General features: G+C 68.1%; 14 protein-coding genes, 1 tRNA gene and 2 pseudogenes. 6 read left to right on the top strand and 11 right to left on the bottom strand.

The window, feature by feature from the left end; all coding sequences use genetic code 11:
• Positions 1-44: 44 nt before the first annotated feature.
• Both ACFVWL_RS18440 and ACFVWL_RS18435 read right to left on the bottom strand, forming a co-directional pair.
• On the bottom strand, positions 45-815 hold the full coding sequence (locus ACFVWL_RS18440; protein ID WP_387185985.1) for a biotin--[acetyl-CoA-carboxylase] ligase: 771 nt from the start codon (positions 813-815) through the stop codon (positions 45-47).
• Positions 816-817: 2 nt separating this feature from the next.
• On the bottom strand, positions 818-2101 hold the full coding sequence (locus tag ACFVWL_RS18435) for a CDP-glycerol glycerophosphotransferase family protein (RefSeq protein ID WP_387185982.1): 1284 nt from the start codon (positions 2099-2101) through the stop codon (positions 818-820).
• Positions 2102-2221: 120 nt separating this feature from the next.
• Between ACFVWL_RS18435 and ACFVWL_RS18430 the strand changes: the two genes are divergently transcribed.
• A complete protein-coding gene (locus tag ACFVWL_RS18430) occupies positions 2222-3295 on the top strand; it encodes a glycosyltransferase family 2 protein (protein ID WP_387185979.1) in 1074 nt (357 codons plus the stop codon).
• 44 nt (positions 3296-3339) lie between these two features.
• On the opposite strand, the gene ACFVWL_RS18425 is transcribed toward ACFVWL_RS18430, so the two are convergent.
• The 3 genes from ACFVWL_RS18425 to ACFVWL_RS18415 are packed head-to-tail and all read right to left on the bottom strand — an operon-like array spanning position 3340 to position 7676.
• Positions 3340-4776 carry a CDP-glycerol glycerophosphotransferase family protein gene (locus ACFVWL_RS18425; protein WP_387185977.1) on the bottom strand — a complete coding sequence of 479 codons (1437 nt, stop codon included), beginning with the start codon at positions 4774-4776 and terminating at the stop codon, positions 3340-3342.
• A complete protein-coding gene (locus ACFVWL_RS18420) occupies positions 4773-6026 on the bottom strand; it encodes a CDP-glycerol glycerophosphotransferase family protein (protein ID WP_387185974.1) in 1254 nt (417 codons plus the stop codon). The genes ACFVWL_RS18425 and ACFVWL_RS18420 overlap by 4 nt, the downstream gene beginning before the upstream one ends.
• A 48-nt stretch (positions 6027-6074) precedes the next feature.
• Positions 6075-7676, bottom strand: a complete 1602-nt coding sequence (locus ACFVWL_RS18415; protein ID WP_387185970.1) for a S1C family serine protease — start codon at positions 7674-7676, stop codon at positions 6075-6077.
• A gap of 98 nt (positions 7677-7774) precedes the next feature.
• Here ACFVWL_RS18415 and ACFVWL_RS18410 point away from each other — a divergent pair, with 98 nt between their 5' ends.
• Complete coding sequence (locus tag ACFVWL_RS18410) at positions 7775-8977, top strand: aminotransferase class I/II-fold pyridoxal phosphate-dependent enzyme (RefSeq protein ID WP_387185968.1); 1203 nt, start codon at positions 7775-7777, stop codon at positions 8975-8977.
• Between the two features lie 7 nt (positions 8978-8984).
• Here the strand turns inward: ACFVWL_RS18410 and ACFVWL_RS18405 are convergent, their stop codons facing one another.
• Positions 8985-9806: a carbon-nitrogen hydrolase family protein gene (locus tag ACFVWL_RS18405; protein ID WP_387185966.1), complete on the bottom strand. Its 822-nt coding sequence runs from the start codon at positions 9804-9806 to the stop codon at positions 8985-8987.
• A 95-nt stretch (positions 9807-9901) separates the two neighbouring features.
• On the opposite strand from ACFVWL_RS18405, the gene ACFVWL_RS18400 reads away from it, so the two are divergent.
• The 3 genes and pseudogenes from ACFVWL_RS18400 to ACFVWL_RS18390 form a co-directional block, all read left to right on the top strand.
• A tRNA-Met gene (locus tag ACFVWL_RS18400) sits at positions 9902-9975 on the top strand.
• Between the two features lie 46 nt (positions 9976-10021).
• Positions 10022-10343: pseudogene (locus ACFVWL_RS18395) on the top strand (recombinase family protein).
• Positions 10286-10429: pseudogene (locus ACFVWL_RS18390) on the top strand (helix-turn-helix domain-containing protein); the annotation flags it as partial. The pseudogenes ACFVWL_RS18395 and ACFVWL_RS18390, both read left to right, overlap by 58 nt.
• A gap of 164 nt (positions 10430-10593) precedes the next feature.
• Here ACFVWL_RS18390 and ACFVWL_RS18385 read toward each other — a convergent pair.
• From ACFVWL_RS18385 to ACFVWL_RS18375, 3 genes are all read right to left on the bottom strand, one after another.
• On the bottom strand, positions 10594-11427 hold the full coding sequence (locus tag ACFVWL_RS18385; protein WP_387185963.1) for a class I SAM-dependent methyltransferase: 834 nt from the start codon (positions 11425-11427) through the stop codon (positions 10594-10596).
• 189 nt (positions 11428-11616) lie between these two features.
• Positions 11617-14529, bottom strand: coding sequence for a UPF0182 family protein (locus ACFVWL_RS18380; protein WP_387185960.1), 2913 nt, complete (start codon positions 14527-14529; stop codon positions 11617-11619).
• Positions 14530-14604: 75 nt separating this feature from the next.
• The gene (locus ACFVWL_RS18375; protein WP_387185958.1) at positions 14605-15696 is read right to left on the bottom strand and encodes a PDZ domain-containing protein; all 1092 of its coding nucleotides are present in this window, start codon (positions 15694-15696) and stop codon (positions 14605-14607) included.
• Positions 15697-15814: 118 nt separating this feature from the next.
• Here ACFVWL_RS18375 and ACFVWL_RS18370 point away from each other — a divergent pair, with 118 nt between their 5' ends.
• On the top strand, positions 15815-17224 hold the full coding sequence (locus tag ACFVWL_RS18370) for a zinc-dependent metalloprotease (RefSeq protein WP_387185955.1): 1410 nt from the start codon (positions 15815-15817) through the stop codon (positions 17222-17224).
• A gap of 838 nt (positions 17225-18062) precedes the next feature.
• Here the strand turns inward: ACFVWL_RS18370 and ACFVWL_RS18365 are convergent.
• On the bottom strand, positions 18063-19784 hold the full coding sequence (locus tag ACFVWL_RS18365; protein ID WP_387185952.1) for an ATP-dependent helicase: 1722 nt from the start codon (positions 19782-19784) through the stop codon (positions 18063-18065).
• On the bottom strand, positions 19781-20662 hold the full coding sequence (gene nudC, locus ACFVWL_RS18360; protein ID WP_387185949.1) for an NAD(+) diphosphatase: 882 nt from the start codon (positions 20660-20662) through the stop codon (positions 19781-19783). The genes ACFVWL_RS18365 and nudC overlap by 4 nt, the downstream gene beginning before the upstream one ends.
• Positions 20663-20671 lie beyond the last annotated feature (9 nt).

Raw genomic sequence — 20671 nt, 5'->3', positions numbered from 1 at the left:
ATTGTGCCTGTGATCTGCGACAAAGCCGTGTGTGCGGCGGCGTGTCAGCTTCCGACCGGGCGTACGTGCACGACATCGCCGGCCGAGATCGCGTGCGTCCGCCCCTCGGACTCGACCACGAGACGGCCTTCCGCATCGATCGCGGTGGCCGCTCCCTCGAGGGTGCGCTCGGCGGGCATCGACACCCGCACCGCGTGCCCGAGCGTCGCGCAGCGGGACACTACGGCCGCGTGCAATCCGCTCACGACCGCATCCGCAGAGACGGTGAGCGCCGAGAGAAGGCCGTCGAGCTTCCCGAGATAGGTCGACAGCAGCCGGTCCTCGTCCACGACGATGCCGAGTGCAGCGAACGACGTCGCCGTCGGCACCGGGAGCTGGTCGACCGTCATGGCCGTGTTGACGCCTGCCCCGACGACGACCGCGTCCGCGGTCGCCTCTGCGAGGATGCCGCAGATCTTGCGCCCGTCGACGAGCACGTCGTTCGGCCACTTCACGGCCACATCATGCACGGGAAGCTGCTCGGCGATCGCCTCGGTCATCGCGACCCCCGCGGCGAGAGGGATCCATCCACGCGCGGCGGGGTCGGAGGGAAGCGTCCGCAACAGCACGGAGACGGCGATGGCCGAATCCGCCGGCGCGACCCAGGTGCGATCGAGGCGACCGCGCCCGGCAGTCTGGTTGCGTGTGACCAGGGTGGACAGATGCGGCCAGTCCTCGGGGTCAGCACCCTTCGTCCGCAGGTCGGCATTCGTCGAGCCGGTGTCCGACACCAGTTCGAAGCGAGGTACGACAGCGTTCGAAAGCGGAAAGTCCATGCTCAGGCGTCCTCTTCGTCGGCTTCTTCGTCGTCGTCGTCCTCGTCTTCGCGAACGACCCCGACCTCATGGGCCTGCCAACGATCCCACTCCTGCATGAGGCCGTCGACTGCGGCATGGAACTTCGCGGTCGCCACCCCCTGCGTGGTGTCGCCGAAATAGTGCTGAACCCACATCCGCAGCCGGGCGATCGCGGCCTCATCGTCGCGGACGCGGTCGATCTCGGCCACGATGTCGACGGCCGCCTCCGCGGTCAGCCATTCGCAGTCCGCCAGGTAGCCCTGCGTGTCGATCGACGCCTGCTCATCCGTCGGGCGCGTGATCATCAGCGGCTTCCCGGCCGCGAGCCGGTCGTAGACCATGGCCGAGATGTCCACGATGGCGACATCGGCTGCCGTGAGCTGCCAGCCGAGCTCCGGAGCCGAGTCGTAGATATGGTGAGCTCTCGGATCTGCGGCGTTCGCCTCGTTGATGGCCGACACGATCCGTCGATGCGCGGCCCCGTACGCTTCATCGACCACACCGCTGCGCGGGTGGGGACGATAGATCACGCGGTGCACGCCGGTCGCCAGCAGCCGAGCGACAAGTGCCTCGCCGTGCGAGGCGATGGAACCGTAATGCGCGCTGGGGCGGTCCCCTTCCCACGTCGGCGCGTAGAGCACGACGGTGCGCTCATCGGGTGTGTACGGAAGCGTTCCCGCATAGTGGTCGGCCTGCGGGCGTCCGATCTCGAGCGTTCGGCGGTCGACGTCGTAGTCCCACAGCGTTCGCGAGAGGCGATCCCGCGCGGCTTGTCCGGCGACGAAGGCGTAGTCGTAGGCCTTGTACTGGTTCGTCGTCATGTACATCTTGTCGGACTCGCCGTGATTGATGAAGACGTGCCAGCGCCGGCCGTAGCGGAACATCTGGAAGTTGCGGGTGTTCTGGTTGACGTACAGCACGATGCGGATGTCCTGTGTCGCGATGAATCGCTCCAGGTCGCGCACCGTCGGGACGAAGGCCACAGGTGGCGAGTCCTCTTCGAGAAGCTTCTCGGTTCCGGTCGCCTGCCGCGACAGCACGACGACGGGCCAGCGCTTCGAGAGCTCGGCGAGAGGGCGGTACCACTGGCGCATCTGGTACATGTTCACGGCTCCGTCGGCGAAGTAGACGGCGACCTTGAAGTGATCCGTCGGGAGCGGTTCGCGCTCGGCGAGCCGCCGCCGCACGCGCTGCACCGCCGTGCGAGACGCGAGCGCCCGCTTCAGCAGACGGTATGCCTTCTTCGCGTCAGACAGTGCACCCATCCCTCCAGAATAGTTCGTCCGCGTCCGATCCTCCGGCCCCGGGGGTCCGGGAGGTCGGCCGGGGACCGCCGCGCCCGCTCCCTCAGGGAACGTGCGTGAGCGCCGTGCCATGATCGTCATGTGCCCGCAGACGAATTCTCCGCTCCCCCGCCCGGGGTGTCCTTCGTGATGCCGGTGCTCAATGAGCGCGCGTACCTGGAGCACGCGGTCGCATCGGTGCTCGCGCAGGACGTCGATGCGCCCACAGAACTCGTGCTTGCGCTGGGACCGTCGACGGACGGCACGACCGATCTTGCACGACGACTCGCCGCGGCGGATGACCGCATCCGGTTGGTCGACAATCCTGCGGCCCACATCCCCGTGGGGCTGAACGCCGCGATCCGCGCGAGTCGATACGACACGATCGTGCGCGTCGATGCGCACTCGGAGCTCTCCCCGGGATACGCCGCGCGAGCGTTGCAGACCTTGGAACGGACGGGCTCGGCCAACGTCGGCGGCGTGATGCACGCAGAGGGGCGCACACCCTTCCAGAAGGCCGTCGCACGGCTGTACAACTCCCCTGTCGGACTCGGCGGAGGCGCCTATCACGGCAGCTCGCAGGAAGGCGAGGCAGAGTCGGCCTACCTCGGCGTGATGCGGCGGGAGGTCCTCGACGGCGTCGGTCTGTTCGACGAGTCGATTCGACGCGGCGAAGACTGGGAGCTCAATCTCCGGCTCCGCCAGGCCGGCCACCGGGTCTGGTTCGACCCCGAGCTGTCGGTCACGTACTGGCCGCGGGAGAGCTGGCTGCGCCTGGCTCGGCAGTTCCGTGCGACCGGTGCATGGAGGGGCGAACTCGTGCGCCGGTTCGGGCGCCGCAACGGCATCCGCTACTTCGCCCCGCCTGCACTCGTCGCGATCGTCGCGCTCGCCGTCGTGCTCGGCGTGCTGCAGCTGACCGGTGTGCTCAGTGGAGTGGCATCCCTGGTCGCATCGCTGCTCGTGTACGGGCCCCTCGCCCTCTACCTCCTGCTGGTCCTCGGCGTCGCGCTCGCACCGGGGGGAGGCGGCGTGCGCCAGCGGATGTGGACGCTCCTCGTACTACCGACGATGCACATCTCGTGGGGCCTGGGCTTCCTCGGCGGTGTCCTCCGCGGTGCTCGCGACACCGTCGACGCCTCACGTCTCGGAACTCGCAACACGCCGCTCCCCTGACACGGCCGCCGGAGCGCGATCGTGCGACGCGTTCGTTCTGGCGCTCAGGCCGTGACGAACCCGAGGTCGAGGATGCGGTCGACCACTCGCCGCGCGGCATGACCGTCGTCGCGGGAGTTGAACTGCGTGCGCCAGGCCGCGTAGCGATCCGCATATGCCGCCACGTGCCCCGCGTCATCGAGAGCAGCGGTGAGCTCCTCCTGTGTGCGCACCAGCGGACCAGGAGCCCTTTCGGCGAGATCGAAGTAGAAACCGCGCAGCTGTCCGCGATAGTGATCGATGTCCGGAACCAGGAAGAACATGGGCTTTCCGGTGACGCTGAAGTCGAACATCACCGAGGAATAGTCGGTGATCAGAGCGTCGGCGGCGAGCAGCAGTCGTGCGGTCTCGGGGTAGCCGGTCACGTCGATGACCCGTGCGCCCGCGCGATCCCGCCCCTGCTCGAGGGTACGGGAGTGGCCGCGTACCAGCACCACGGCGTTCGCCTGACGTGCCAGAAGCTCGGCATCGACGAAGTCGACCATCTCGGCACGGTCATCGCGCCAGGTCGGAGCGTAGAGGAGCACACGTTCGTCGGCGCCGATGCCCAACGCGGCGCGGACCGCGGCGGGGTCCCCCGTGGTGAGCGCGTCGTTCCGCGGGTACCCCTCCACCCAGATCGGGCGTCCGAAGAAGGCGTACGCCTTGCGGAGGATGCGCTCGGAATAGGCATTCTGGGCCAACAGCACGTCCCAACGCCGCGATTCCTTCACGACCGCGGCCATCCGCCGTGGATCGAAGCCGGGGCGGTGCAAGGCGAGCCGCTTGAGCGGTGTGCCGTGCCACGTCTGGAGCACCTTCTGACCCGGTTTGCGGGCGAACCGTCGACGCATCCAGTCGTTCACGACCAGCAGCCGTGCGGCTCCGCGAGCATGCCACCACTGCGGGCTGCCCTCGACGACCGCGATCGCGCCCTCCGGCACCTCGACGGAGAGGTCGACGACACTCCAGTAGCGACGCACCTCGGGTGCGCGTGCCGCGAGTTCGCGATCGATGGCGCGAGGGTTGCAGCCGACGCTGCGGCCGTAGAAGCTCTCGAAGAACACCGCGTTCTCCGTGCCGCCCGCCTGCGCGACGTACCGCTCTTCGAGGGTCGAGCGTCCTTCGGTGGTCTCATACACCGGATCGATCGGAGCGGCGATACGGACGGTGCCGGCATTCACGGCGACGCGCACCCCCGTGAGCACCACGGGAGGGAGCCGCACACCATCGAGATCGACATCGGCGACCCGCAACTCGTACGCTCCGGTCGGCAACGGAAGCGCAGGGCCACCCCACCGCGACGCTTCCAGCGGGAGCGTCGCCGTCCAGGTGCCGTCATCGCCGCTGATACGAGCCTCGACCTGCGCACGGGGTCCGACCAGCTCGGCCATCTCCGGTCGCTGACCGGTCCCTTCGATGATCAGGGCCTCCGCCGCGTCATCGATGCGGGCCGTTGTCATACTGCTCCCTTCGGCGCGGGAATCCCCCGCGCGCGGATGACCTGGTAGACGCGCTCGGTGTTGCGCCCGTCCCGATATGCGTGCATCTCCGCGCTGAGCGTAGCGGAACGGACGGATGCTGCGTCGCGGGCGGCGTCGTCGTCGAGGAGTGCTTCGAGCTGCGCGAGCACCCCCGCCCAATCGGCGGCCGCGTCGGTTCCGGCGACGTCGTCGAACCGACCGTAGAAGCCGCGAGTGCGGGCGTACTCCTCGGCGTCCGGAGCCAGGAAGAGCACCGGCATGCGCACGAGACCGACGTCGTATGCGAGCGACGAGTAGTCGGTGATGAGCACGTCGAACGCCGCGAGCGCCGGCGTCACGTCGGCCAGCAGCGCGGACCCGAGCGCGCGCACCCTCCTGCTGGGAAGAGGGGGCGCGTACCCGCCCTCCCCGAGGGGATGCGAGCGCACGAACAGGATCGCGTCGTGTTGTTCGAGCACCTGGAGGATACGGATCCACTCCTCAGCGCTGGGCACCGCGGGGTCGGGGGCACCGTCGCGCCAGGTGGGCGCGTACAGGATCTTTCGCGCCGTGTCCGGGAACTCCCCCGCGACGCCGCGGAGCACAGCAGAGGCCGCCGAGCGCACGTGTTCTGGTGGTCCAGCCGAGAGCACATCGACTCGCGGCTCCCCCGTCACGACCACGCGGGCGTCGCCGAGGCCGAACGCGGACTCCAGTCGGCCCCTCGCGCGGTGCGATGCCGCCGGAAGCACGCGGATCCGCTGAGCCGCCGCGCGGTAGAGGATGCCGACAGCACGACGAAGCAGCGCCGCACCGGGAACGTTCGGAACCTGGGTCGTCGCCGGCGAATCGAGGCCGATCCGCTTCAGGGGTATCCCGTGCCAGAGCTGGACGACGAACGCGCCGCCGTTCGCATAGCGGTTCACGTCGCCGAGCCCATGGGTCACGACGAGCACGCCAGCCCGCGCGGTGGCCCACCAGCCACGCAGTCCGTGCTTGCGCACGGCACGGATGCCGAGGGCGGCCGCTTCCCGGTCCTCGCGCTCCGACGATGTGAGCCACACGGTGTCGTGACCGGCCTGCGACGCGTAGCGCTGCAGCGCGAGAGCGCCGTCGCCCACTCCGGCCCCGCACCCGAAGACCCAGCGACGGCCGCGTGGAAGGAGAAGAGTGCCGATGCGTCCGACGACATACAGCGGGATGCGGAGGAGCTTGGCCGCATTGCCGGTGCCGAAAGAGAAGGACGCCACCCCGCGAGCCTATCGCGGGGTGGCGTCCTTCTCTGTGCGCAGTGGTTGTCAGCCTGCGAGTTCGCCGAGCGTCACCTCGGCGTCGTATTCCTTGCCGCCTCGCACGTAGGTGACCTTGGCATCGCTGCCGGCCGCCACCGCACGCACCTGAGCGGTCAGATCGCTCGCGCTGGTGATCGGCACTCCGTTGAACTCGGTGACGACGTCGCCTTCCTGGATGCCCGCAGCTGCGGCGGCGCCACCGTCCGTCGCCTTGGCGATGTACGCCCCGGAGACGGTCGCGCCCTGCACGCTCGAAGCGTCCTGGACAGAGGCGCCGAGCAGGCCATGCGTCGCCGCACCGTCCGCGATGATCTCGTCGGAGACCCGCTTGGCGATGTTCGACGGAATGGCGAACCCGATGCCGATCGAGCCCGACTCCTCCGAGCTTCCCGAGCTGGCGATCGCCACGTTGATGCCGATCAGCTCGCCCTTGCTGTTCACGAGGGCGCCACCGGAGTTGCCGTGGTTGATCGCTGCATCCGTCTGGATCACGGCGATGGAGATGGAGTTCGAGGTCTGCGGCGTGCCGCTTCCCGGGATGTCGAACTGGAACGGTCCCTGGCCCTGGCCCTGATCCGGCGTCTGCTGCTGGTTCGGGGCGTCCTCGGATGACGAGTCGGGCAGGGCGGAGGACGCGATCTGGATGCTCCGGTTCAGAGCACTCACGATGCCGGTCGTGACCGAATTGGCGAGCCCGAGCGGAGCGCCCAGCGCCACCGCGGTGTCACCGACGTTGAGCTTCGAGGAATCCGCGAAGTCCATCGGGGTGAGCCCCTTGGCATCCTTCAGCTTGATCACGGCGAGGTCGTAGATCGGGTCGGTGCCGACCACTGTCGCCTCGAAGATGCGCCCGTCCGATGTGGTCACTCGGATCGACGGATCGGCGACCGCCCCGCCGAGCGTCACGACATGCGTGTTGGTGAGCACGTAGCCGTCGTCGCTGATGATGACACCGGATCCGCTGCCCGCCTGATCGGAGCCCGCCACCTCGATGGTGACGACCGACGGCAGTGCGGCCGTCGCCACCGCTGTGGTCTCGTTGACGGAGCCCGGGTTGTTCACGGTCACCGTCTGCGGGCCTTCGGCCGTGCCCGACGAGGGCCGGTCCTGGATTCCGTTGAGCAGCGCACCGCCGCCGAAACCTGCGACACCGCCGACCAGAGCCGCTGCGACGATGAAGGCGGCGAACTTCGCACCGCTGCGAGGCTTCTGCTCCTTGATCTTGGTGCCGTCACCCGACGTGCCGATCGATGCATCGCCGAGAGGCTGCGTGGGCTGGGTGTACGACGCCGCAGCGGGGATGCCGAAAGCGGCGCCCTGTGCGGTGGCCGCGCCAGGCGCCGTGTCGGCCGGTGCCGCGTAGCCGTGAGGAACCGGGGCGATCATGGGCGCGGCCGGGGCCTGCGAGGTGAACGTCGACGGCATCTCATGGCCCTGCACCGTCGCGGGGACTGCCGGTGCGACGGGTACCGCCGCGGCTACGGCGGGCGTGTTCGTGTCAGCGGCGGCATCCGTCACCGGCTGAGCGGCGACCTCTGCGGCCTCGGTGGACGGCACGGCGTCATTCGACGCGGGTACCGACTGGTCCTGGGGGTTGTCTTCGTTCATGGTGTGTGCTCCTTCGACGACCATTTCAGAATGACGCCTCTGCCTGTGCGTTCCTTATGCCGAAGATGAGTTTCCGCTATGGCCTTAGCCTGTTCTTCATGAGTGTCATTCCCGGCGCATGGCGTCGCACGGCAGCGGGTGCAGGTCTGCTCGCTGCGGACGGAACCGTCGCGCCCACCATCTTCGCAGAGATGTCGGCGGCAGCGGCCCGAACGGGAGCGATCAATCTCGGCCAGGGCTTCCCCGATGAGGACGGCCCCACCGAGGTGCTGGAGGCGGCGCGGGCCGCCATCGCGAACGGCGCCAACCAGTACCCTCCCGGTCGCGGAGTCCCGGATCTCCTCGAGGCCATCAGCGCGCATCAGCGTCGCTTCTACGGGCTGTCCGTCGACCCCACCAGCGAGGTGATCGTGACGGCCGGTGCGACGGAGGCGCTGACGGCGACCCTGCTGGCGCTGATCGACGGTCCGGAAGACGAAGTGGTCGTGTTCGAGCCCTACTACGACTCCTACGCCGCCGCGGTGGCACTCGCCGGCGCACGGCTTCGCACGGTACCGCTGCGCGCTCCCGACTTCCAGCCTGACCTCGAGCGGCTCGCGGCGGCGGTGACCGATCGCACCCGGATCATCCTGGTCAACGATCCGCACAACCCCACGGGCGCCGTCTTCGGGCGCGAGGTTCTGGAAGAGGTGGTGCGCCTGGCGGAGAAGCACGATGCGATCATCGTCACCGACGAGGTGTACGAGCATCTGGCCTTCCACGCGCCGCACACTCCGACCGCCACGCTCCCCGGCGCGGCCGAGCGCACCCTGACCATCTCCTCCGCCGGTAAGACCTTCTCCACGACGGGGTGGAAGATCGGCTGGGTGCACGGCCCGGCCGCGCTCATCACGGCCGTGCTCACGGTGAAGCAGTACCTCACGTATGTGAACGGCTCCCCGTTCCAGCCTGCGGTCGCCGTGGGGTTGCGGATGGACGACTCGTACTTCGCGGGCGCCGCCGACGTGCTCGCCCACAAGCACCGGATCCTCGGCGACGGGCTGAGGGCCGCCGGGTTCACAGTGCACGCTCCGCAGGGCGGCTACTTCACCGTCGCGGATGCGACCGCGCTGGGCGGAGAGGACGCCGCGGCCTTCTGCCGGGCCCTGCCGGAGCGCGTGGGCGTCGTGGCGATCCCGCTCACGGCCTTCGTCTCCGAGGAGCACAGGAGCGAATACGCGGGCCTGGTGCGCTTCGCCGCCTGCAAGCGCGTCGAGGTCCTCGAAGAGGCAGCGACGCGCCTCGCCCGCTTCTCGGTCTGAATTCGGATCAGGCCACGACCTCACGAGGGATGACGGAGTACCGCCTGACGCGCAACGACGGGTTCGTGACCCGCACCCGCTCGATCGCCTCTCTCTCGACGACCGCGACCGCGATCCCGGGAGCGGTTCCCACTCCGGCGAGTACCACGCCCTGAGGGTCGACGATCTGCGAGTGTCCGACCCCGATCGGGGTCGGGTGGTCTGCCGCGACCACGTAGACGGTGTTCTCGATCGCACGAGCAGCGAGCAGCGTCGTCCAGTGGTGCTCCTTGAGCGGACCCCTGACCCACTCGGCCGGCACGACCAGGGCATCGGCCTGCGCATCGACCAGGGAACGGGCCACTTCAGGGAAGCGGAGGTCGTAACAGGTCATGAGCCCGAAACGCAGGCCCCCCAGCTCGAAGGTCGCGGCCTCTCCCACCTCACCCGGCTCGACCCAGTCGGACTCGGTCTGGCCGAACGCGTCGTACAGGTGCTGCTTGCGGTACACGGCGAGGACGCTGTCACCCCGCACGGCCACCACGGTGTTGCGCACTCGTTGCCCGTCGGTCGCCCGTTCGGCCACACCCGCGACGATCACGACGGCGTACTCGGCGGCCAGTGCCCTCAGGGTCTCGACGAACTCCCCGTCGAGGTCCTCCGCATTGGCGGCCAGGCTCTCGTCCATGGGGTCGACGAAGTAACTCGAGTACTCCGGGAACACGATCAGCTTCGCCCCCCGCCCGGCGGCGTCGGCCGTCAGCGCGGCGATCCGCTCCCGGTTCTCGGCTCGGGAGGCGGTCGGCGCGAACTGGCACACGGCGACGGGGACGGCTGCGGTCTCGGACATGTCTCCATCCTCTCGCATCGACACGCCCGGGACGTCGCCTGGAGGCCCCCTCGATTCGCCCGCCTCCGGAATCCGTGATAAGTTACTTCTTGTGCCGCGGGGTGGAGCAGTTCGGTAGCTCGCCGGGCTCATAACCCGGAGGTCGCAGGTTCAAATCCTGTCCCCGCAACAAGAAAGGCCCCGAGATCATCACGATCTCGGGGCCTTGTCCTTTTTTGGCCGCGCATATCATCACGGTCTACAAGCTCGACCGCATCGGACGCTCGACAGCACGCGTCGCATCTATCGCTGAGGGCCTCACTTATCGGGGTATCCACATTCGCCGCACGAGCGACGGAGCCGCCGACGCCGACCAGAAAGACGATGCTCCAGATGCGCGCGATCTTCGCTGAACTGGAGCAATCGTTCATCAAGGAGCAAACGATGGCCGGCCTTGAGGCAGCCCGTGCTCAGGGACGTTTCGGAGGCGACCGAAGAAGGCTGACAACCCGACCGCACGACGTGCCCAGATTCTCCGAGACTCCGATGAGAGCGTGACAGACATCGCGAAGGCGCTTGACGTCAGCACTACGACCGTGTCTCGAATCACACGGAGTCCCACGAAACCAGGCGCCTCGGCATAAAGACTCTCGTGGCTCAGCTCGCCTCGTCCCGTGAGGGGGGGATGCCGCGATGCGCTCCCCCACCACGAGTCCGTGGCTCCCTTGAGCAGCCCTTCAACATCCTCGATGTCGGCCGACATGCGAACTCGTTGTGATTCCTCAGGTCGCGGTGGCTTGCGGCCGTCCTATTCGACGGTGGCGTAGATCCGGAATCTACGCTGAGTCACGACGATGGGCGCTGAGGCTTCGAGGTCCAAGAGCCGTTGCGCGTGCGCTTCAACGGAGAAGTCCGGAGCGTCCCATGGCACGAGAGCAAGGTAAGTAACGAGAGCGGTGGCGTCAGCGAAGCGCATTTGCCCCGACCATTCGTCGACGTGGTCGATTCGCATTCCGGCATCCCGCAGGCGCACGGCGTAGGCGTCTGCGGTGACGCCCGGGTACCGAAAGTCGTCTCCGAACCAGTTGTGGATCTCGGGAGCATCGTAGCCATCAACTTGTTGCGTGAGGAATCGGCCGCCAGGTGCGAGGACTCGTGCGACTTCGGCGGCTTCGTAGCTCTCATGCCGAGCCATCACCAAACCGAGACTCCGCTCAGCAAAGGGTAGGACATCCCCGGCGTCTGAGTCATATTCCATGACGGGGATGGACCATGGTGCAAGGGAGCTTCGCGCAACGGCGATGTTGGGCGCCCACCCCTCCGTAGCGAAAATCTGAGGCAAGGGAGTTGGTGGCTCGTGAAGCGAGCTGACGAGGGACGAAAGCCTCTCGCCTCCACCGGTTCCCAGATCGAGAATGCCCTGGCGGGTCGCACGCATCGCTTCGAGACAATCGTCCTCGAAATCCCACCAAGGCTCATCAACCGACCATCGCTCATCGAGGCGTGAGAAGTCCCAGCCAACCATCGCTGCCTCGGCGTGAACGACCGCGAGAGTGTCGAGCAGATCACGTTCGGCCCGCGACCAGGTCGATCCACGTCCTGTTGCGCCGAGCTGACTTTCAGGATCTCGGAAGGACACCATGCTTCAAGTATCGGCCCCGCGATCGTCGGTTTGATCGATTCTCGCCCGGCTCCCAGCCGAAGCGTCAAGCTCACGGATGGAGAAATCCAAGTCAGAGGGCCTTTCGCTTTGCCCGGACGATGCCGCGCGTCACCACGATACGAGAATGGGCGCCCCCTCGGGGGCGCCCATTCTGTTCGGTGCTGCGGATCAGTTGCCCGCTGCGGAGTCCAGCTCGATCAGCTTCTGGACCGCCGCTGTCAGGCGCTCGTCGGCCTCGGCGAACTTCGCCAGGTCGCCCGCCTTCAGTGCCGTCTCGCGGTCGACCAGGGCCGTCTGGGCCGCCGCCAGCGCCTCTGCTTCGGCCCCGGTCGGCTGCGTGGTGTCGGTCGGCGGCACCTCGCCGGTGTCGGGCACCTCGGCGTTCGGATCCGGTTCGACCGTGTCATCACCACCGGTCGCACCGGAATCACCTCCGAAGAGGGTGTCGAGGGCTTCGGTGAGCGTGTTCTCGAAGGCGACGCGATCACCGAAGGCGACGAGCACCTTCTGCAGACGCGGCAGCTGCGTTCCCTCGGACGACTGCACGTAGACGGGCTGCACGTAGAGCAGACCGCCACCGACGGGCAGCGTCAGCAGGTTGCCGTAGATGACCTCGGACTCCCCCTGCTGGAGCAGGTTGAGCTGAGGCACGACCGAGGTGTCCGAGTTGTAGGTGTTCTGCACCTGACCGGGACCGGGGACCGTGGTGTCGGTGTCGATCTCGAGCATGCGCAGCTGGCCGTAGCCCTCCGCCTTCACGCCCTTCTCCGAGCCGGCGTCCGAATCCACGGCGAGGTAGCCCATCAGCACGTCACGGCTTCCGCCCGCACCCTGCGAGTTCGGGATGAACGTCGAGAACATCGAGAACCTCGGAGCATCCTGCCCCGGCATCTGCATGGTCAGGTAGTACGGCGGCTGCAGCATCGATTCGCTGCGCGGGTCGTTGGGCGTCTGCCAGCGGTTGTCCTGCTGCGCGAACGATCCCGCCTTGTCGACGTGGTACACGCCGAGGATGTCGCGCTGCACCTTGAACAGGTCGGTCGGGTAGCGCACATGGCTCATGAGCTCACCCGACATCTCGCTGATCGGCTTCACCGTAGACGGGTAGACCTTCTGCCAGGTCTTGAGCACCGGGTCCTCGGCATCCCATGCGTACAGCTGCACCGAACCGTCGTAGGCGTCGACGGTCGCCTTGACCGAGTTGCGGATGTAGTTGATGTCATCGATCGCGAGCGTCGGCGACGGGATGTTGGAGTCGGCGATGGCGTCGGACAGGCTGACACTCGTCGAGTACGGGTACGTCTGGCTGGTCGTGTAGCCGTCGACGATCCAGACGATGCGCCCGTCCACCACGCTCGGGTACGGGTCGCTGTCGAGCTCGAGGTAAGGGGCCACCTTCTGGACGCGCGTCTTGGGGTCGCGGTCGTAGAGGATCTGCGAGTCCTCGTTCACGAGGTTCGAGAACAGGATCTGCTCGGACTGGAACTTCAGCGCGTAGAGGAGCTTCGTGAACGTGTCGCCGATCTTCGGACCGCCGTCGCCCTCGAACGTGGTCTTCGTCTCGCTCGAGCCGTCCTTACCGCGCGGGTAGTCGATCTCCGCGGGCTCGGAGCCCTTGGGGGCGCCGACGATCGAGTACTCGGGCGAGTTCTCGCCGAAGTAGACACGCGGCTCGAAGTTCTCGCGATCGGACAGGAACCCCGAGGTGGGGATGCCGCGCTCGAGGAACACCGGCTCGCCGTCGGTGGTGCGCTGGTTTCCCGCAGCGGCGACGAGGCCGTAGCCGTGGGTGTAGACCGCGACGCGGTTGTTCCAGTTGTCGCCGTCGCCCAGGCCCGACATGTCGAGGTCGCGCACCGAGACCACGGTGTCCTGCATCTTCCCGTCGATCTCGTACCGGTCGACGTCCATCGTCTTCTGGAACTGGTAGTACCCGCGGTACTGCTCGAGCTGACGCACCGTCGGCGGGATGACCTTCGGGTCCATGATGCGGGTGGAGGCGGTGGTCTCGGCATCGGCGCGCAGCTGACCGGCCTCGGCATCGGTCTTGGCGGCGAAGGGCGTGGTCTCGAGGTCGGCGACCCCGTACGCCTCCTTCGTGCCGTCGATGTTCCGCTGGTAGTACTCGGCCTGGTAGGCGTTCTGGTTCGGCTTCACCTGGAAGGTCGTGACCACCCACGGGTATCCGATGCCGACCACGAGCGAGGCCACGATGAGCAGCGCGGTCGCAGCCAGCGGGAAGCGCCAGCGACCGATGACGGCCGTGACGAAGAAGAGGATCGCCACGACAGCGGCGATGATCGCGAGGATCGCGAGACCGGGGATCGTCGCGTTCACGCCCGTGTACGCCGCACCCGTGATGCGGTCGTCGGGCTCGACGAGAGTCTTGTACTGGTCGAGCCAGAGGCTCGCCGCCTGCACGAGCAGGTAGAGACCCGCGATGACCGCGAGCTGGATGCGCGCGGGCTTCGAGATGCGCAGCTCACCCTGACCGATGCGCACCGAGCCGTAGAGGTACGACACGAGAGCGGTGACCAGGAGCGAGAGCAGGAGTACGGCGGAGACGAACGCGAGCAGGATCGTGTAGAACGGCATCGCGAACATGTAGAAGCCGGTGTCGATGCCGAACTGGGGGTCGACGTCGGACGTCGCCACACCGTTGGCCCAGAGCCAGACCGTCTTCCACTGCCCCGCGGCCGCGAAGCCGGCGAACAGTCCGAAGAAGATGGGCATGCCCCACATCGCCAGGCGACGCAGCGGCTCGATGACCTCCTGGTAGCGGTCCAGCTGCGAGCTGAGCCGCACGTAGACGGGACGGAGCCGGTACGCGAGCTGGATGACGACGAACAGCGGAACGGCCATCCCGAGGAAGCCCACCACGAACATCACCGCCGTGGCGATCCACTGCGTCGTGAGGACGCCGGTGAAGCCCACCTGGTCGAACCAGAGGAACTCGGTGTAAAGGGAGGCGAACACGAAGAACACCGCGATCAAGGCGGCGATGATCACCAGGGAGATGCCGAGAATGCGTCGTGAGGTTCGAGGCGTGGCCGGATTCGGAGCTGAAGGCGAGGAGGTCACCCCACCATCCTAGGCATCGCTCACTGTGCGCAGGCTGTCATCCCGATCACGGCGCGGTCACGGTGACCTCTCCGCTCAGCTCCCTGCGAGGTCGCAGGTCGGGAGCGCTGAGACGTCGCCGTCGTCCGCGATGACCTCGAGCGCGGCGAGCGACTCCTCGAGTGTCGCCGTGCGGACGACCTGAAGCCCGTCCGGCACGTGGCCGACGACTTCGTCGCAGTTCGCCGCGGGAGCCAGGAAGTAGTCGGCTCCGGCGTCTCGCGCGCCGTAGAGCTTCTGACGGATGCCGCCGATCGGGCCGACCGTGCCCGCCGCGTCGATGGTTCCGGTGCCGGCGATGTCCTTCCCGCCGTTGAGCTCCCCCTCGGTCAGCGTGTCGATGATCCCGAGCGCGAACATCATCCCGGCGCTGGGGCCGCCGACGTTGTCGAGCTGGATCGTGACGTCGATCTCGAAGTCGTAGTCGGTGCGCAGGGTGATCCCGATGAGCCATGCGGTCGCGTCGCCCTCGGTGTGCTTCTCCGGGGTGACCTCCACGGTCTGTTCGGCGCCGTCGCGCAGCACGGTGAGCTGCACCGGGGATCCCGCCGCGGCCTGGATCGCCTCACGCAGCTGGGTGGCGGACGTGACCGGAGTGCCGTCGATCGCGGTGATCACGTCGTCGGCTTCCAGGATGCCGTCCGCCGGAGAGCCCGCCACGGCATCCACGACCACGACCTGGGCGCCGGTGTCGTATCCGAGCTCGTTCAACGCGGCCGCTGTGGCCTCGTGCTGGGAATCGACCATGAGCGTGGCGTTGCGCTCGTCGCGCTGCTCGCTCGTCACGCCCTGGGGGAAGACCGAGTCGAGCGGGACGACCGCCTTGGACGAATCCATCCATGCCAGGGCGAGCTCGAACCAGCTCGGCGTGCGCTCACGGTTGCCGACGACCTGGACCGTCGTGAGATCGAGCGTGCCTGCGGTCTCGAACGTCTCGGCGCCCTCGACGCTGATGAGCGGAACCTGCTCGCCGTCTGCCCCCTTCGCGGTGCCGAGGGTGTCGTAGACCGGGCCGGGCCGCTGGATCACGTAGGGCGACGGCAGGAACGTCAGCACGACCAGCGCGATGAGCGCGACGATCAGCGCCCAGACTCCGAGTCCGAGCTTCCTAGACCGCGTTCGATCCACTGCATTCCTCCGTCGTTCGCGAGCGGCGTACACCGATCTGCCCGCATCGGGTTCGCGCGCAGAAACCTGTGACTAGCGTAGAGGCCACGGCAACAGAAGTGCTGAGAGGGCGAGCGACATGGCAGACAACGACCCGACACCCGAGGACTTCCAGGAGTTCCTGCGGAAGATGCTCTCGAATCAGGGCGGTGGGGACATCGACCCCGAAGCGCTGCGAGGCGCCTTCGAGGGGATGGACGGCTTCACATTCGATCCCGCGATGATGCAGACGATCATGTCGCAGCTCCAGGGCGCCTTCGGAGGCGATCCCTGGGAGAGCGCGTTGCGCCAGGCTCTGTTCATCGCCAACCGCGACGACCAGGGTGTGACCGCCGGATCACGCACCTCGCTCGCCGATTCCTTCGCGCTCGCGAACCTGTGGCTCGGCGAGGCGACGACCATCTCGGAGCTCTCCGAGACGCCCACCGCGATGACCAGAGGCGAGTGGGTCGAGAAGACTCTGCCGGTGTGGAAGGAGATCGCCGACCCGGTGTCGACGAGCATCGCGGACGCGCTGACGTCGGCGTTGGACACGCAGGTGCCCGAGGAGATGCGCGGCGTCGTCCAGGGCGCAGGCAAACTGATGCGGGGCCTCGGCGGCTCGGTGTTCGCCGCGCAGTTCGGACAGGTTCTCGGCAACCTCTCGCTCGAGGTCGTCTCCGGCGGCGACGTCGGGATCCCCGTGCTCCCGGCAGGGACCGCGGCGGTCATCCCACAGAACCTGACGGCCTTCGGCGAGGGCCTCGAGATCCCTGAAGACCAGATCGCGCTCTACCTCGCCACCCGCGAGCTCGCCTACGCACGTCTCTACCGGCATGCGAAGTGGCTGCACCTGCACGTCATGGCACAGATCACCGACTTCGCACGCGGGGTCACGGTCGACGTCGACGCTCTGGAAGACGTTGCCAGCCGGCTCGACCCCTCCGACCCGGAAGAGCTGCGTGCGGCCATCGAGGGCGGCGCGCTCCTTCCGGTGCAGAGCGAAGCGCAGCTCGAGGCCCTCACCCGGCTCGAGAACCTCATCGCGACGATCGACGGCTGGGTGGACGTGGTGACCGCCGAGGCGACCTCGCGTCTGCCCGACGGCGCACGAATCGCGGAAGCCGCTCGGCGCCGACGCGCCGTGGGTGGCCCTGCCGAAGATGCACTCGGTGCTCTGGTCGGACTCAAGCTGCGTCCGCGGCGCATGCGCGAAGCCTCCGCCATGTGGCAGGCGGTGACGGATGCCGTCGGCATCAGCGGGCGCGACTCCCTCTGGGACTACCCGGATCTCATGCCGACCGCCGAGGACATCGACGATCCGAGCGCGCTCGTCGCGCGTCTGCAGGCGGCGGAGCGTGGGGAGCAGCCGGTCGCCGACGAGTTCGACGAGGCGCTGGCCCGTCTGCTCGATGGTGACGACTTCTCGGATGACAAGCCGGCAGAGGGTTCGACCGACGAGTCGGACGGAGACGGCGACGCGCCCCCCGAGGGCGACCGGCCGGTCTGACCCGGTGAGAGCGGGCGGCAGCGGATCACGCGGCCGCCCGCACCTCTCCTCCCCCGTCACGCGGATGAGGGCGAGTTGTCCACCGATGCCCGGTTCCAGCCCCGGTGTGCCGCCATCCTCTCCACAATCGGAGAGATGCCGCTGACTCCTCCGCTCCTCACACGCCTGCACCCGAGCTCGCCTCTGCTGTGGCGCGATGAGCACACGCTCCAACTCGGCGACGACGGCGGTCTGCGCATCGACGCGGAGGACGCCTGGGTGGAGCCGCTGCTCAGCAGACTGCGCTCCGGATTCCGACGCGGCGCCTTCGACGTGATCGCGCACGCAGCCGGTGCACCGCGCGAGGCGGCACGGATGCTCCTCGCGCGTCTCGAGCCTGTATTGCTCGACGACATCGCTCCGGCCCGCTCCGCCTGGGTCGAGAGCATCGGGATCGACGATGACCGCAGCGAGTACCGGATGCGGGAGGCGCTCGCCGACGAGGGCATCGCTCTCGTCGAGATCGGCCAGCAGCCTGCTGTCGGCATCGTGCTGGTGAACGGAGCGTCCGCCGCACTGCAGTTCGTACGTTACCTGCGCGCGGACATCGCACACCTGCCGGTCGCGTTCGAGCCCGGCCGAGCGACCATCGGGCCACTCGTGGTACCCGGCGCGTCAGCCTGCCTCGCGTGTCGCGACGCCCATGCCCGAGACCTGGATCCGGCCTGGCCGCTGCTGCACGCGCAGATGATCGGCCGCGATCCCGGTCCGATCCGCGCCGCGCAGGTCGCCGAAGCCGGTCGGCTCGCAGCCCTGCTCCTCGCCGATGACGAGACCACGGACGGGCGGTCGGTGCGCGTCAGCGTGGACGGTTCGCTCGAGTGGCGTTCGGTGTCGTTTCACGAAGAATGCCGGTGCCGCGGCCCGTGGTACCCATCTCAGCGAGGAACCGCGACGGGGAGCGCTCCCCCCGCCCCGCTGATCTCGACCACGACAGCGCCAGTGTTCGCGCGGCGCGCGTGACGCCCACATAGGCCAGACGCCGCTCCTCGTCGATCGCCTCGAACGTCGTCGCATACGAGATGGGCAGCGACCCCTCCGCCCATCCGGCCAGGTACACGTGCGGCCACTCCAAGCCCTTGGCGGCATGCAGGGTCGAAAGGGTGACCGTACGCATCGTCGGCTCGTGCTGGTCCTTCGCCCGCGCCATCAGGGCGTCACTGAAACTGCGTAGATCCGCCTCAGGCCCTGCCTCCTCCGCAAGGCGCAGGATGGCGCGTCGCGCCTCCCATCCGCTTCGCTGCGCTCCCCCCGCGGCGGGCGGCTCCTCGGTGAGCCCGAGCTCGCGAAGCACGCGCTCCACCCCCGGCAGGAATCCTTGCTCGGTCGGAGCGACAGCGGCGGCCCGAAGCGCGAGGATGGCTTGACGCACCTCCGGCATGGCGAAGAATCGCGTGCCGCCCAACACCGATGTCGCGATGCCTTCGGCCGCGAGTGCTTGCTGCAGCACGGCGGACTGGGCGTGGGCACGATAGAGCACCGCGATCTCCGAGGGCGACGTACCCGCCTCGATGCGAGCGGAGATCGCCGCGGCTATTCCTGCTGCTTCCTCACCCTCGGTCTCGTATGCGGTGATGGTCGGCGCGTCTGCGGTGAACTGCTCACGCGCCGGCACGAGTTCCAGTGCTCCAGGACGGCCGTGCATGAGGGCGTTGGCGGCGGTGAGGATGGGCGGCTGCGAGCGGTAGTTCGTCTCCAGCCGCACGACGGTGGCGTCCGGATGACGACGCTCGAACTCGAGGAGGAAGCGCTGCTCGGCCCCGGCGAAGGAGTAGATGGTCTGGCTGGCATCGCCGACCACGCAGATGTCGTGGCGATCTCCGAGCCAGAGCTCGAGCAGACGGTTCTGCAGCGGGGAGACGTCTTGGAACTCGTCGACCGTGAAGTGCCGGTATTGCTCGTGGACGGACGCGGCGACCCGTGGCTCCGCCTCCAGCATGCCGGCACAGGCCAGGAGCACGTCTTCGAAGTCGAGCTGGCGACGGTCGTCCTTCAGCGCTTCATAACCGCGCATCAGTTCGATCAGCTGCCCTGCATCGACGCCGCTGATCGGGCGACCGAGCGCGGCGTACTGCGCGATCGAGAGCATCGAGACCTTGCGCCACTCGATCTCGGAGGCGATGTCGCGCAACGTCGCAGTGCTGGGACGGAGGCGTATCGCATCCGCGGCCTGCCCCAGCATCCGTACCTTGTTGTCGATGATCGACGGCGCGGGGGAACCGGCCAGCGTAGGCCAGAAGAAGTTCAACTGCGCGAGCGCAGTCGCATGGAACGTTCGAGCGGCGACCCCCTCGACGCCGAGGGCACGCAGTCGACCGCGAAGCTCGCCCGCGGCTTTGGCGGTGAAGGTGACGGCCATGACTCGCGACGGTGAATACGCACCCGTGTCGACGCCGTGCGCGATGCGGTGGGTGATCACACGCGTCTTTCCGGTTCCTGCTCCGGCGAGCACGGCGACGGGACCCCGCAGCACCGATGCCGCTGCCCGCTGCCGCTCATCGAGGGCATCGAGTGCGCTCACGCGTGGTCCTCGTACCAGTCGACGATCAGGGCACGGGCGATCGACGCTGGTCCCGGAAGCCCCACGGGGCCGTCTCCGGCGAGCGCGGACCCGATCTCAGCGCGCGTGAACCAGCGCACCTCGATGATCTCCTCGCCGTCGGCGCGTGCCGCGGACTCGTCGTCGACGACGGCACGGAAGCCCACCATGAGAGATCGGGGGAACGGCCAGGCCTGAGAGGAGAGGTAACGCAGGGCGGACAGACGAACCCCCGCCTCCTCCTCGATCTCGCGATACGCGGTCGATTCGAGCGATTCCCCTGCCTCGGTGAAGCCCGCGAAACAGGAGAACATCCGGCCACCCCAGTTCGCGTTGGCACCGAGCAGGAGGCGCTCGCCGTCCCTGCTCTCGACCGCGACGATCACGGCGGGATCCGTGCGCGGGAAGTGCTGACGTCCGCACACGAGACAGCGCCGGGACCAGCCGCCCTGCTGCAGTTCGGTCCGCCCACCGCATGTGGGGCAGAACGCCGCATCCTGGAGCCACCCGGCGAGGGCGATGGCGCTCGTGAGCAGCTCCGACTCCTGCCCATCGATGCGTCCGCCGAGGTCACGGAGCCCGAGCCAGATCTCGTCCGGGGCCGTGTCGAGCGCGTCGTTCTCCGGCGGGGCGGCGGCGAGGAGCAGCACGGTTCCGTCGGCGTCGCGTCCGAGAAGGGCCCAGGTCGCCTCGACGACCGCATCGGGAGTGACGCGCAGCAGGGCGGAATCGACGACTCTGACGCGGCCCTCACGCACGACGATCACCCGGGTCGCCGGGTCGTCTCGCAGGCGATCGAGCACGTCCGGCTCCTCGCGGAGTTCGGCTGCACGGTCGAGGGACGGGCGCGGAATGGTCATCGACTCCCT

Source organism: Microbacterium sp. NPDC058269 (assembly GCF_042881445.1).
GTDB lineage: Bacteria > Actinomycetota > Actinomycetes > Actinomycetales > Microbacteriaceae > Microbacterium.
This window is presented reverse-complemented; position numbering and strand designations above follow the sequence as displayed.

Coding starts and splice junctions, on each gene's coding strand:
- ACFVWL_RS18440 (WP_387185985.1), bottom strand. CDS start 815: ATGGACTTTCCGCTTTCGAACGCTGTCGTACCTCGCTTCGAACTGGTG.
- ACFVWL_RS18435 (WP_387185982.1), bottom strand. CDS start 2,101: ATGGGTGCACTGTCTGACGCGAAGAAGGCATACCGTCTGCTGAAGCGG.
- ACFVWL_RS18425 (WP_387185977.1), bottom strand. CDS start 4,776: ATGACAACGGCCCGCATCGATGACGCGGCGGAGGCCCTGATCATCGAA.
- ACFVWL_RS18415 (WP_387185970.1), bottom strand. CDS start 7,676: ATGAACGAAGACAACCCCCAGGACCAGTCGGTACCCGCGTCGAATGAC.
- ACFVWL_RS18410 (WP_387185968.1), top strand. CDS start 7,775: ATGAGTGTCATTCCCGGCGCATGGCGTCGCACGGCAGCGGGTGCAGGT.
- ACFVWL_RS18405 (WP_387185966.1), bottom strand. CDS start 9,806: ATGTCCGAGACCGCAGCCGTCCCCGTCGCCGTGTGCCAGTTCGCGCCG.
- ACFVWL_RS18385 (WP_387185963.1), bottom strand. CDS start 11,427: ATGGTGTCCTTCCGAGATCCTGAAAGTCAGCTCGGCGCAACAGGACGT.
- ACFVWL_RS18370 (WP_387185955.1), top strand. CDS start 15,815: ATGGCAGACAACGACCCGACACCCGAGGACTTCCAGGAGTTCCTGCGG.
- nudC (WP_387185949.1), bottom strand. CDS start 20,662: ATGACCATTCCGCGCCCGTCCCTCGACCGTGCAGCCGAACTCCGCGAG.